The organism is Phenylobacterium sp. T106 (assembly GCF_057219735.1).
Genome location: NZ_JBXVWA010000009.1, coordinates 54,497 through 67,030, shown reverse-complemented (window position 1 = coordinate 67,030; position 12,534 = coordinate 54,497). Strand labels below are relative to the sequence as shown.

General features: G+C 71.4%; 12 protein-coding genes. 7 read left to right on the top strand and 5 right to left on the bottom strand.

Going from position 1 to position 12,534, the window contains the following annotated elements:
* Positions 1-14 precede the first annotated feature (14 nt).
* The 4 genes from AC2D8W_RS18460 to AC2D8W_RS18445 all read right to left on the bottom strand — a co-directional run bounded on the left by AC2D8W_RS18460 (position 15) and on the right by AC2D8W_RS18445 (position 2,388).
* Complete coding sequence (locus tag AC2D8W_RS18460) at positions 15-863, bottom strand: DUF3618 domain-containing protein (protein WP_484672756.1); 849 nt, start codon at positions 861-863, stop codon at positions 15-17.
* Positions 860-1,258, bottom strand: coding sequence for a phage holin family protein (locus tag AC2D8W_RS18455; RefSeq protein ID WP_484672755.1), 399 nt, complete (start codon positions 1,256-1,258; stop codon positions 860-862). The genes AC2D8W_RS18460 and AC2D8W_RS18455 overlap by 4 nt, the downstream gene beginning before the upstream one ends.
* Before the next feature lie 4 nt (positions 1,259-1,262).
* The gene (locus tag AC2D8W_RS18450; protein ID WP_484672754.1) at positions 1,263-1,931 is read right to left on the bottom strand and encodes a hypothetical protein; all 669 of its coding nucleotides are present in this window, start codon (positions 1,929-1,931) and stop codon (positions 1,263-1,265) included.
* 133 nt (positions 1,932-2,064) lie between these two features.
* On the bottom strand, positions 2,065-2,388 hold the full coding sequence (locus AC2D8W_RS18445) for a hypothetical protein (protein WP_293485991.1): 324 nt from the start codon (positions 2,386-2,388) through the stop codon (positions 2,065-2,067).
* 15 nt (positions 2,389-2,403) lie between these two features.
* Here AC2D8W_RS18445 and AC2D8W_RS18440 point away from each other — a divergent pair, with 15 nt between their 5' ends.
* From AC2D8W_RS18440 to AC2D8W_RS18425, 4 genes are all read left to right on the top strand, one after another.
* Entirely contained in the window at positions 2,404-4,056 is a 1,653-nt protein-coding gene (locus AC2D8W_RS18440) for a M20/M25/M40 family metallo-hydrolase (protein WP_484672753.1), read from the top strand.
* 76 nt (positions 4,057-4,132) lie between these two features.
* Positions 4,133-4,513, top strand: a complete 381-nt coding sequence (locus AC2D8W_RS18435) for a hypothetical protein (protein ID WP_484672752.1) — start codon at positions 4,133-4,135, stop codon at positions 4,511-4,513.
* Between the two features lie 90 nt (positions 4,514-4,603).
* Positions 4,604-6,058: a sensor histidine kinase gene (locus AC2D8W_RS18430; RefSeq protein WP_484672751.1), complete on the top strand. Its 1,455-nt coding sequence runs from the start codon at positions 4,604-4,606 to the stop codon at positions 6,056-6,058.
* A gap of 509 nt (positions 6,059-6,567) precedes the next feature.
* The gene (locus AC2D8W_RS18425; protein ID WP_484672750.1) at positions 6,568-7,002 is read left to right on the top strand and encodes a response regulator; all 435 of its coding nucleotides are present in this window, start codon (positions 6,568-6,570) and stop codon (positions 7,000-7,002) included.
* A gap of 5 nt (positions 7,003-7,007) precedes the next feature.
* On the opposite strand, the gene AC2D8W_RS18420 is transcribed toward AC2D8W_RS18425, so the two are convergent.
* On the bottom strand, positions 7,008-8,339 hold the full coding sequence (locus AC2D8W_RS18420) for a dicarboxylate/amino acid:cation symporter (RefSeq protein ID WP_484672749.1): 1,332 nt from the start codon (positions 8,337-8,339) through the stop codon (positions 7,008-7,010).
* Between the two features lie 145 nt (positions 8,340-8,484).
* Here AC2D8W_RS18420 and AC2D8W_RS18415 point away from each other — a divergent pair, with 145 nt between their 5' ends.
* The 3 genes from AC2D8W_RS18415 (at position 8,485) to AC2D8W_RS18405 (ending at position 12,443) form a co-directional block, all read left to right on the top strand.
* Positions 8,485-10,062: a sulfatase family protein gene (locus AC2D8W_RS18415; RefSeq protein WP_484672748.1), complete on the top strand. Its 1,578-nt coding sequence runs from the start codon at positions 8,485-8,487 to the stop codon at positions 10,060-10,062.
* Between the two features lie 100 nt (positions 10,063-10,162).
* Positions 10,163-11,398, top strand: coding sequence for a serine hydrolase domain-containing protein (locus AC2D8W_RS18410; RefSeq protein WP_484672747.1), 1,236 nt, complete (start codon positions 10,163-10,165; stop codon positions 11,396-11,398).
* Positions 11,399-11,402: 4 nt separating this feature from the next.
* The gene (locus AC2D8W_RS18405; RefSeq protein ID WP_484672746.1) at positions 11,403-12,443 is read left to right on the top strand and encodes a hypothetical protein; all 1,041 of its coding nucleotides are present in this window, start codon (positions 11,403-11,405) and stop codon (positions 12,441-12,443) included.
* Positions 12,444-12,534 lie beyond the last annotated feature (91 nt).

The window sequence follows — 12,534 nt, the reverse complement described above, 5'->3', positions numbered from 1 at the left end:
AGGCCCTGACGGGATCAGTGCTGCGCGGCGGGGCCGGACAGCTCGTCGCGCACGGCCCGGGATCCCGCCTCGGCGATCGAGGCGGCCTTCTCGCGAAGGGTCGCGCCGTCGCCGTCGGGACCGGTCTGCCGATGCAGTTCGTCCTTCACCTGATCGTAGGCGCGCGCGGCCGTGCCCTTGAGCTCGCCCAGCTGCGCCTTCGCGGCCTCGGTCGCCTTGGTCCGCGCGGGGCCGATGTAGCGCCGCTCGACCGGGGTCGACGGCAGCGCGGCGCCCAGCGCAGCGCCCAGCGCGACGCCCAGGGCGCCGATCACCAGCGGCTCGGCTTCCAGCGTGTCGTCGAAGCGCTGCTTGGCGGCGTCGCCGTACTCGCTCGCCTTGGCCCGCGCGGCATCGGCGAGCTCCGCAGCCCGGGCCTTGGCGCCGGCGGCGCCGTCGCCCGCGGCGTGCGTGGCCGCGCTCAGCCGCGCCTTCGCGCCGTCGGCCGTCCGGGCCAGCTTGGCCTTGGCCGCCTCGGCCTTCTCCCGGACCTTGGCCCGCAGGCCCTCGTCGCCTTCGTACCCTTCGTAGGTCGGGTAGTAGCCGTCGGCGCCCATGGCCGAGGAGCCCGCAACACGGGGGCGCCGCGTCTGCGACATGGCGAGCCACGCCACGCCGAGCCCGATCAGCGCGATCGGCAGGGGATTTTCCTTCAGCTGCTCGACCGTGGTGGTCAGCACCTTGTTGCTTGCGCCGCTCATGATCCTCGTCGCCTCGTCGAACAGTTCCTGGGGTTGCATCTTGTCCTTCAGCGCACCGACGGTCTGGTCGATGCGGCCGCGGGCGTCTTCGACCTCGCGCTCGATCTCGGCCGAACTCTTCATGGCTTGTCTCCCTTGATCAGTTCAGCGTCCTTGCGGAGCTGCCGGGCAGCCCGGTCGGGTTTCAGTTCGTCGGGGCTGAGCGCCTTCATGCCGACGCGCACCAGGAGACCCCCGAGCACGGCGACGCCGAGCCCCACCAGAAGCGAGGCCCAGACCGGATCCATCACCTTCGACAGGGCCAGCACGAGCGCCTGGAGCAGCACGAGGAGCGCCGCCACCAGCAGGAGACCGCCCGCGGCGATGTCGCCGACGGCCTTGGCCGCGCCCCGCAGCTTTTCCGAAAGCTCGGCCCGGATGAGTTCGGATTCCTTCCGCACGAGGGCGGCGAGGTCCGTCCCGAGCTGGCCCACCAGATCGACGAGCCCGACGCTCCGTGGGGTTTGACCCCCATCCATGGCGCTAACGGCTCCCGATGTGCGGCGAGGCCGTGGGATCGGCTTCCGTCAGATCGGGGATGTCGTCGGCCACGCCCACCGGCGAGGCGGTCTCGGTGGCGTCAGACCCGGACAGGTCGCCCAGGTTGTCGGCTAGGGGGGCTGCGTAGCCGCCGCTGGCGCCGAGGTCCGTCGCGTCCTCGAACGGCGCCTGGGGCTCGAAGGCGAGGTCCTCGCCGGCCAGGGCCGACGCGTCGTACGGCTCCGAGGCCCGGACGAAGCGCCCGAGGGCCACGCCCAGCAGCACGGCGCCGCCGATGAAGGCCGCCGGATTGCGCCGGCCGAAGTCGCGGACGGCGTTCAGCAGGTCGCCGGGGTCCTTGTCGGCCAGGTCGCGCGACAGGCCCTCGAGCCCGTCCGCGGCCTTCTGCACCAGCCGCGAGGTGGGGCTCTGGTCGGCGCTCGCGAGTTCGTCGCCGGCGCGGCGAATGGCGTTGGCGAAGTCGCCGAGCGTCTTGGCGCCGGCCTGCGTGCCCTTCTGCGCCTCGGCGCGGACCCGCTCCTGGGCCACGCTCGCGAAGCTCTGCGCCTCGGACTTCAACGTCTGGCCGGCCTGGCCGATCAGCTCCTTCGCCTGGGCCTTGCGGCCCGAGGCGCCGGCGCCCGTCGCCGTTCCCGTATCGATGTCGGTCATTGCAAGCTCCGCTGGCAGGCATGGGGCGACCTGCCCGGCCGCCCTGTGCCAGCGTGAACGCGCGAAGGGCGCTCAGGGGTTCCGGCCGAAACCCCACGAGCGCTGATTTTTCAGCGGAAGTCGGGAAGCCGACTTAAGCGCGCCGGCCGCGCCGGGCGAGGGTGACGCCCAGCGCCAACCCGATGGCCAGCCCGAGCGCGCCCATCGCCAGCGCCTCGCGGTCGAGCGCGCCCTCGATGGCCCGGGCCGCGGCCGCAGCCCGGCGGCGCACCCGCCCGCGGCTGTCTTCCTCGTAGCCCTCGTAGATTTCGTACTGCCCCGACAGCCGCTCGGGCTTCAGGTGTCGCGCCCAGTCCTGGGTCTTGCCCAGCTTGCGCATCGAATCGTCCAGCACGCCCATGGTCACCACCCTGTCGCCGCCGCCGCGTCGAACGTGCGCGCGGTCTGCAGCCTTCACTTCTATACGAGAGATATGACGCGACTCTTTCCAGCCCTAGCTTTCGCTTTCGCGGCCATTCTGCCGGCGCAGGCGCAGGAAATCTCGGCCGAGCGGCTTTCGGGCATCACCCGCGAGCTTGCCTCGGACGCCTACCAGGGCCGCGCGCCCGGCGGACCTGGCGAGGCGATGACCATCGACTTCATTGTCGGCCAATTCAAGGCGCTGGGCCTGGAGCCCGCGGGCGACGGCGGCGGCTGGACGCAGGACGTGCCGCTCTGGCGCTACCAGACCGAACCGGGCGGAACCTACACCCTGACGGTCAACGGCCAGGCCAAGGCGCTGCACGAGCAGTCCGACCTTCGCATCGAAACCCAGCGGCCGGTGGAGCGCGTGGCGATCCGCGCGGCGCCGATCGTGTTCGTCGGCTACGGGGTCACCGCGCCCGAGCGGCAGTGGGACGACTTCAAGGGCGTCGACCTCAAGGGCAAGATCGCTCTCGTCCTGATCAACGACCCGGACTTCGAGGCCCAGCCCGGCGAGCCGGTGGCGGGCCGCTTCGGGGGGCGCGCGGCGCTGTACTACGGGCGTTGGGTCTACAAGTACGAGGAGGCGGTCCGCCGCGGCGCCCTGGGCGTGCTGATCGTGCACGAGACCGCCGGCGCGGCGTACGGCTGGTCGACCGTGGTCGCGCCGAACGGCGAAAGCTACGACGTCGTGCGCAGGAACCCCGCCAAGGACAAGCTGCTGCTGCAGGGCTGGATCCAGCGCGACCTGGCAGTCGACCTCTTCCGCCAGGCCGGGCTCGACTTCGAGGCGGAAAAGGCCCGCGCCCGGACCACCGCGTTCCGCCCGGTGACCCTGAAGAACGCGACGTTCTCCGCCGACTACCGCAACCGCTTCACCCGGCTCGTCAGCCGCAACGTGCTGGCGCGCATCGCGGGCGCGACGCGGCCCGACGAGACGATCCTCTACGCCGCGCACTGGGACGCCTACGGCGTGGGTCCGGCCTCGGCCGACGGGGCGACGGTCCGGCCCGGCGCCGTGGACGACGCGGTGGGCGTGGCGGGCGTCATCGAGACGGCCCGCGCCTTCAAGGCGGGACCGCCGCCCGCGCGGACCATCCTCTTCGCCGCCTGGACGGCCGAGGAGCGCGGGCTCTTGGGCAGCGAATACTGGGCGCAGGCGCACGAGGCGGCCCTGCCCCGGATGGCGGCCAGCTACACCTTCGACGTCCTGCAGACCGCGGGCCCGGCGAAGGACGTGGTGCTGGTGGGCTCGGGACAGAACCAGCTGGAGCCGCATCTCGCCGCCGTCGCCGCCCGGCGCGGCCGCACGGTGACGCCCGACCCGCGGCCCGAGCGCGCCCTGTTCTACCGCGCCGACCACTTCTCGCTGGCCAAGCGGGGCGTGCCGACGCTGCTCTTCATGGGGATGAGCGGCGGCGCCGACCTGGAGACGGGCGGCCGGGCCGCCGGGGACCGCTGGGTCGAGGACTACACGGCCCGCTGCTACCACCAGACCTGCGACCGGTGGGAGGCGACCCAGGACTACCGCGGCGCGGCCGCCGACGTTCAGCTCGCCTTCGAGGCCGGCCGGGAGCTTGCCGACGGCGGCCGCTGGCCGGACTGGAACGACACCAGCGAGTTCAAGGCGGTCCGCGCCGCCTCGGCCGGTGCGCGGCGCTGAGCGAACCTGTCGGCGGCGTTCAGGCTGGGTTCAGGGTCAACGCCCGTTAACTCTCCTCCAAGATCAGGAGGCTCTCATGCGCAAGTACGTCGTCTCGGCCCTGGCCGCCGTCATGGCCGCCGGACCCGTCCTGGCCGTGGCCGGCCCGGCCGACGCGGGCGACCGCCGCCACTACTATCGGCACCACCATCGCGGCGGAGGCGGCAACGACGTCGCCGTGGCCGCCATCGCGGGCATCGCGGGCCTCGCCCTGGGCGCCGCCCTGTCCGACAACGATCGCCGCGGCCCGCGCACGTACAGCCGCAGCTACAGCACCGGCTACCGCTACGATCCCTACTACGACAGCTACTATGGCGGATATTACCCGCGCGACCGGCGCATCTGCGTCACGCGCGAGCGGGTCTGGGACCCCTACATCGGTCGTCACGTGAAGATCCAGCGCGAGTACCCCTGCTGAACCCCGGGGGCCGATGCAGGCCCTCGCCAATCCCGCCCCACGACGCTACCGTAGGATGTAGATCCCTGGCGTGGCGCTCGTGGGGCTGGAATGGCGTCGTCCGAGACCCCTGAGGCTGAGCTCCGGCGGCTGCGCGCGCGCGTGGCCGAGCTGGAAGCCGAGCTGTCGGCCAAGCCGACCATCGACCGTGCGAGCCTGTACCGCACGCTCGAGAGCGCGCCCTGGGGCGTGATGGCCCTGTCCGTCGACGGCCGCATCGACGTCGCCAGCCGCGCCGCACAGCGCTGGCTCGCCGTGCCGGCGCCGGCCTTCGGCGTCGCCGCCGACGAGGCTCTCCTCCCAGGCCTGCGAGAGGCGCTCGAGGCGCCGCTGGCCGCCGCCTTCGAGGGGCACGCCACCGAGGGCGACGTCACGCTGCGCGATATCGAGGGCGAGGTCCGCGCGCTGCGGCTGCTGGTCTCGCCCCGGGCGTCCGGCGCCAAAGGGATCACGGGCGCGGTGGTGACGCTCTACGACGTCACCGAGACCCAGGCGCTGGACCGCACCGTCAGGGAGAACGAGGCGCGCCTCACCCACATCAACGCCGTCACGCCGACGGCCAACTACATCTTCGACTTCCTGGAGGGCCGCGTGCCGTGGGCGGCCGGCATGATGGAGGCGGTCTACGGCGTCTCGGCCGAGGCCATGCAGGCGGCCGACCGGGCGTTCCTCCGCGGACTGATACACCCTGAGGACTTCCCGCGGGTCATGGCCCGCGTGGCCGCGCTCGCGAAGCAGCCGGACGGCGTGGTCATGGAGCTGGAGCTTCGGATCCGCCGGGCGGACGGCAGCTACCGCTGGATCCTCGACCGTGGGGCCGTCTTCGAGCGCGACGCCTCGGGCCGGGTCGCCCAGACGCTGAACGCCGCCATCGACATCGACGAGCGCAAGCGCGCCGAGGAGCGCCGCAGCCTGCTGATCAACGAGCTCAACCACCGGGTCAAGAACACCCTGGCCGCCGTGCAGTCGATCGCCCGCCAGAGCCTGCGCAGCGGGCGCGATCCGGCGGAGATGTCCGCGGCCTTCACCTCGCGCCTCGTCTCGCTGTCCGCGGCCCACGACATCCTCACCCGCGAGCACTGGGAGGGAGCGGCCGTGCGCGAGATCGTGCAGGTCGCCCTGGCCCCCTTCGACGAGGCGCGGATCCAGGCGTCGGGCGCCGAGGTCCGCCTGGGGGCGCGAGCGGCCATCGCGCTCTCCATGGCGCTGCACGAACTGGCTACCAACGCGGCGAAGTACGGCGCGCTGTCGGGCGACGCGGGCCAGGTGATCCTCGGCTGGCGGGCGCACTGCGAGGGCGAGCAGGCTCGGTTCGAACTCGAGTGGCGCGAGGTCGGGGGGCCGCCGGTGACGCCGCCAAGGCGGCGCGGCTTCGGCTGGCGCCTTCTTTCGCAAGGGCTACGCTCCGACCTCAACGGGGAAGCCGAGCTGCATTTCGACCCGGAGGGGGTCGTCTGCCGGATCTCCGCGCCTCTCGAGACGGCGCCACGCCCGGACCAGATCTGACGGGACTCCAAGCGGCCGGGTTGACAGCCGCGACTCCAGTATTTACTAAACTCTCAACAACTGGATTTCCGAGATCTCGCCACTCGGGCCCTTGCCCCGGCGCTCCCCACGCCAGGGCCTGCCCGCACCCCCCCACCTCCCCCACGGCGGCGGGCGGCCCGGGTGGCGAGTCCCCCCGTCAGGAGGCGACGCGATGCGCCCGCGCTACATCATCCGCTGGGCCAGGGTCACCGAGATCCTCGCGCTCACGGCCTCGGCGGCCGGCGTCATCGCCGTGACGGCCGGGCTTCTCTGAGGCGAGGCTGTTCCTTAACGCTTAGAATCCGAACGATCGGCCGCGGAAACCCTGCCGGACCGTGTCTCCGGCGCCGGCTTCTCCAGGGGCGCGGCCCGCGAATCAGCCGGGTTAACGACGATTCAGCACCTTCGATAAAGTTACCTTAAACCGCCCCGGGACATGGTCGGGCCAGCAGGCGCACCCCCCAGCGCCTCCCAGCCGGAGCAGTCCAGTGTCGGAGACGACTGGCGACGGCGGCAGGCCGCTCAAGGTCCTGCACGTCGATGACGACCCGATGAACCTGCGCGTCGTGCAGGAAATCCTGGGCGCCTTCGGGCATCAGGGCGTGATCGCCTGCTCGGGACAGGAGGCCCTCGACCGCCTGGCCGTCGAAGCCTTCGACCTCGTGCTTCTCGATATCCACATGCCCGGGATGACCGGCGTCCAAGTGGTCGAGAAGCTGCGCGCGCCCGCCAGCCCGCAGCGCGACGTGCCCGTGATCGCGCTCACCGCCGACATCTACTCGCGCCGCCCGGCCGAGTACGTCGCCCTCGGGTTCTCGGACTTCGTCTCGAAGCCGATCCTGGTGTCGAACCTGATGGCGGCCATCAAGCGCTGCTGCGTCGCGCCCCCCGCCACGGCGTCCCTGGAGCGTCAGGCGGGCTGAGGCGGTCAGTCCGCGTCGGCCTCCACCGGCTGCGCGGCGATTGGTTCGGGCTCGCCCGCCAGCGCCGCCGCCAGCTTCCCGCGATCGAGCTGCCCCTCCCAGCCGGCCACGACCAGGCTGGCGACCGCGTTGCCGATGAAGTTGGTCAGGGCCCGGCACTCGCTCATGAACCGGTCCACCCCAAGGATCAGCGTCATCCCCGCGAGCGGCACGGTCGGCACCACCTGGAGCGTGGCGGCCAGGGTGATGAAGCCCGCGCCCGTGACGCCGGCCGCGCCTTTCGAGCTCAGCATGGCGACGGCGAGGAGCAGGAGCTGGTCGGCCAGCGAGAGGTCGATGCGCAGGGCCTGGGCGATGAACAGGGCCGCCAGCGTCATGTAGATGTTCGTGCCGTCGAGGTTGAACGAATAGCCGGTCGGCACCACCAGCCCCACCACCGGCTTGGCCGCGCCCGCACGCTCCATCTTCTCCATCAGAGAAGGCAGAGCGGCCTCGGACGACGAGGTCCCGAGCACCAGCAGCAGCTCCTCCTTGAGGTAGCGGATCAGCTTCAGGATCGAAAATCCGTTCAGCGCCGCGATCGCCCCCAGCACCACGAGCACGAAGGCGAGCGACGTCAGGTAGAAGGTCGCCACCAGCGCCGCCAGGCTCACCACCGAGCCGATCCCGTACTTGCCGATGGTGAAGGCGAACGCGCCGAACGCCCCGATCGGCGCCGCGCGCATGAAGATGGCCACCAGCTTGAAGAAGGCCTGAGCGGTGGCGTCCAGGACCTTCAGCACCGGCTCGGCCCGCTCGCCGATCATGGCCAGCGCGATCCCGAAGGGGATCGAGAAGAACAGCACCTGCAGGATGTTCCCGTCGACGAACGCGCTGGCCACCGACGAGGGGATGATGTCCATCAGGAACCCGACGATGGTCAGGTCGTGGGCCTTGGTGGCGTAGTCGGTCACCTTGGAGGGATCGAGCGTGGCCGGGTCCACTGGCGCCATGCTCCAGCCCGGCTTGAGGACGTTGGCCACGATCAGCCCCACCACCAGGGCGAAGCTGGAGACGGCGATGAAATAGCCGAACGCCTTCACCGCCGTGCCGCCGGCCTTGCCCAGGTCGCGCATGTGGGCGATGCCGGTGGTGACGGTCAGGAAGATCACCGGGGCGATGATCATCTTCACCAGCTTGATGAAGGCGTCGCCCAGCGGCTTCAGGCTCTCGCCCACCGTGGGCCAGACGTGGCCGATCAGGGCGCCCAGCGCGATCGCCGCCAGAACCTGCACATAGAGCTGCGTCCACAGCGGCCGCCGTGCTGGCGGCGGAGCCTCGGCAAGCGGTCCGGCCACGGAAGTCCCCCCAAAGTCGCAGTCGTCGGCAGTCGTCGGCCGGCAATCTAGACGACGCGCGGCCGCGCTGTCCGCGACCATTTCCGCGCCGCCGCGCCCTTGACGCCCTGCCGGCGCCGGCGCCCGATGACCGCGGGAGGCGCACATGAGCCACGAGACTTCGACCGACCGCCGGGTGCTGCTGGCGGGCCTGGGCCTCGCTGCGCCCATGGGCCTCTTCTCGTGGGACGCCGCGGCGGCCGCGGCCCCGGGGCCGCGCCGCCGGCCGGCCCCGCTGGCCCGGCTGGCCGGAGCGAAGCCGCGCAACATCGTGGTGATCCTGACCGACGACCACCGCTACGACGCCCTCGGCTTCCTGAAGACCCAGTCGTTCCTCGAGACGCCGAACCTCGACCGCCTCGCCGCCGAGGGCGTGCACTTCCGCAACGCCATGGTCACGACGGCCCTCTGCTCGCCGTCGCGGGCCTCCATCTTCACCGGCCTCTACGCCCACCAGCACCGGGTGGTGGACAACAACCACGCCATCGACCCGGCGCTCACCTTCTTCCCCGAGCACCTGCAGCGCGCGGGCTACGAGACCGCCTTCGTCGGCAAGTGGCACATGGGCCCCGAGGGCGACGACCCGCAGCCCGGCTTCGACCACTGGGTGAGCTTCAAGGGCCAGGGGACCTACCTGCCCAGCCCGAACGGCCTGAACGTCGACGGCCGCAAGGTCCCCCAGCAGGGCTACATCACCGACGAACTCACCGACTATGCGCTGCGCTGGCTCGAGGGGCGGACGGGCGAGCGGCCCTTCCTGCTCTTCCTGTCGCACAAGGCGGTGCATTCCGACTTCGTGCCCGCCGCGCGGCACAGGGGCCGCTACGCCGGCGCGCCGTTCCGCTACCCGGCCACCATGGCGGCGCCCGCCAACCCGGGGTCGCGGCCGCGCTGGGTGCAGGACCAGCGCAACAGCTGGCACGGCGTCGACTTCCCCTACCACTCTCGGCTCGACATCGCCGAGTACTACCGCCGCTACGCCGAGACCCTGCTCGCCGTCGACGAGAGCGCCGGCCGGCTGATGGACCACCTGGAGCGCCGCGGCGTCCTGGACTCCACCCTGATCCTCTACATGGGCGACAACGGCTTCGCCTTCGGCGAGCACGGCCTGATCGACAAGCGCACCGCCTACGAGGAATCGATCCGCATCCCCATGCTGGCCCGCTGCCCCGAGCTGTTCCCGGCCGCGACGGTGGTCGACCAGGTGGTGGCCAACATCGACGTCGCGCCGACCCTGCTCGCCGCCGCGGGCCTGCAGGCGCCGAAGGGCCTGGCCGGCGCCAACGCCCTGCCGCTCGCCCAGGGCAAGCCCGCGCCGTGGCGGCAGGCGCTGCTCTACGAGTACTACTGGGAGCGCAACTTCCCCATGACGCCCACGGTCCACGCCGTGCGGGAGCAGCGGTACAAGTACATCCGCTACCACGGCCTCTGGGACATCGACGAGCTCTACGACCTGCAGGCCGACCCGCTGGAGGCCGAGAATCTCATCTTCAGCCCGGGCCACGAGGCGATCGTGAAGCAGCTCAACGGCAAGCTGTTCGACATGCTGGCCGCCAGCGGCGGGACCGACATCCCCCTGCCCCGGGACGCGGGCTTCCGCGCGATGCTGAGGCGCGCCGACGGGGCGGCCCAGGGGCCCTTCCCGCCCGAGTTCGCCCGGCCGGCCGGGCCCGGGACGCGCTGAGCGAAACACGGCCGCAAAACGGCTGGCCCATTCTTCGAAGACAGGGAATGCTGTGGCGCGAGAGTCCGCGAACGGACCGGCGTGGGGAGGACAGGATCAGATGCTCGATCGGCGCAATCTTCTGCTGGGGGCGGCCGCGGCCGGCTTCGCGGCCCCGGCCTGGGCGAAGGTCACGGTCCAACCCCCTGCTTCCGCAGGCTTTTCCGCCGCCGGCGTGGCGGCGCTGAACCGCGAGATGCACGCCCTCGTCGACCAGCAGAAACTGGCCGGCGTGGTCACCCTGCTGGCCCGCAAGGGCAAGGTCGTGAACCTCGACGCCTACGGGCGGCAGGACGTCTCGCAGGCCACGCCGATGGCCGCCGACTCGATCTTCCGGATCGCCTCCATGACCAAGCCCATCGCCGGCGTGGCCATGATGCAGCTGTGGGAGCAGGGCAGGTGGAAGCTGGACGACCCGGTCGCCAGGCACATCCCGCAGTTCGCCGGCCTGAAGGTGAAGACGGCCGCGGGCCTCGTCGATCAGGCGCAGCCGATGACCATGGCCCAGCTGATGAGCCACACCGCGGGCTTCGGCGTCAGCTCGGTCTACGCCGACAGGAACCTGGCCGAGACCGACCTCCAGGGCATGATCGACAAGCTGGCCGCGCTGCCGCTGGAGAGCCAGCCGGGCACGGACTGGGCCTATGGCCCCGTCGTGAATATCCAGGGCTATGTGGTTGAAAAGATTTCGGGCCTCGACCTCGCCACCTACTTCCAGCGGCACATCTTCGATCCGCTGAAGATGCCCGACACCCAGTTCTGGGTGGACCCGTCCAAGACCGCCCGCGTGGTCCGCGTCCACACGTACGCCGACGGCAGGCTCGTCCCGGCCGGCGAGCCCCGCATTCAGACCAGCAAGCCGCGCTTCCTGTCCGGCTCGGGCGGCCTGTTCTCCACGGCGCCCGACTACTACCGCTTCTGCCAGGCGCTGCTGAACGGCGGCGAACTCGACGGCGCGCGCATCCTGAAGCCCGAGACCGTGAAGCTGATGCGCAAGAGCGTGCTGCGGCCCGGCGTCGGCGTCGACCTGTACGGCCCGGTGCAGAAGGGCCTCGGCTTCGGCATGGACTTCGCGGTCCACGAGCGGCCGGCCGAGAGCGGCCTGCCGCACGGCCAGGACAGCTACTGGTGGGGCGGCGCGTTCGGCACCTGGTTCTGGATCGACCCGACCCACGACATCGTCTTCGTCGGCATGATCCAGAACCTCGACGGGTCGATCCCCGGCCGCGGCACCCCGCCGGTCCGCGAAATCTCGCCCAACGCGGTCTACGCCGCCCTCACCGACAGAAAGGCCTGAGCCGATGCGCGCCCTCTTCCCAAGACTCGCCATCGGCTTCGCCGCCGCCCTGCTCGCCGCCGCGCCCGCGGCCGCCGCCAGCGCCGACGCCGTCTGGAAGGCGCCCAGGAACGCCTTCGGCCAGCCCGACCTCGAGGGGGTCTGGACCAACGCCTCCCTGACCAGCCTCGAGCGCGGCCCGCAGTTCAAGACCCTGACCATTCCCGAGGCCCAGGCGCAGCAGGTCGAGGCCATGCGGGCGCGGATGATGGCCGCCCAGAACCGCCCGTCCGACCCCAACGCCGGCGCCCCGGCGGCCGGCGAGGATCCCGGCGGCTACAACTCCTTCTGGGTCGATCCCGGCACCCGCATGGGCCGCATCGCCGGCGAGGTGCGCACCTCCTGGCTGGTGGAGCCCGCCGACGGCAAGCTGCCCTACCGGCCCGAGGGCTGGAAGCGCTACCAGGACACCCTGATGAAGGCCCGCAACACCTTCGACGGCCCCGAGGCGCGGCCGCTGGGCGAGCGCTGCATCCTGGGCTTCGGCTCCACCGCCGGGCCGCCGATGATGAACGTGCTCTACAACAACCACTACCAGATCCAGCAGACCGCCGACGCCGTGGTCATCGTCGTCGAGATGAACCACGACGCGCGCATCATCCGCCTCACCGACACGCGCCGGCTGCCCAAGGACCATCCGGAGTGGATGGGCAAATCCACCGGCCGCTGGGAGGGCGACACGCTGGTCGTCGAGACCACGGGCTTCAACCCGGGCGAGTCCCTGCGGCCCTACTTCGGCGCCAGCCTCTACCTCAGCCCCGACGCCAAGGTGACCGAGCGCTTCACGCGCATTTCCAAGGACCAGATCCTCTACCGCTTCGAGGTGGACGATCCCGCCGTCTACAAGTCGGTCTGGAAGGCCGAGATGCCGCTCAACGCCTCGAAGGGGCCCGTCTATGAGTACGCCTGCCACGAGGGGAACTATTCGCTCCCCGGCATCCTCGCCGGCGCCCGCAAGGCCGAGGCGGAAGGCCGGAAGCCCGAGTCGGTGGAACTGTCGGAGTAGCGGGCATCTCTGCGGGCGCCGCAGGCGCTCCATTGAACCGCGGAGGACGCAGAGACGAACGCAGAGAGCGCGGAGATCTCCGCGCCCTCCG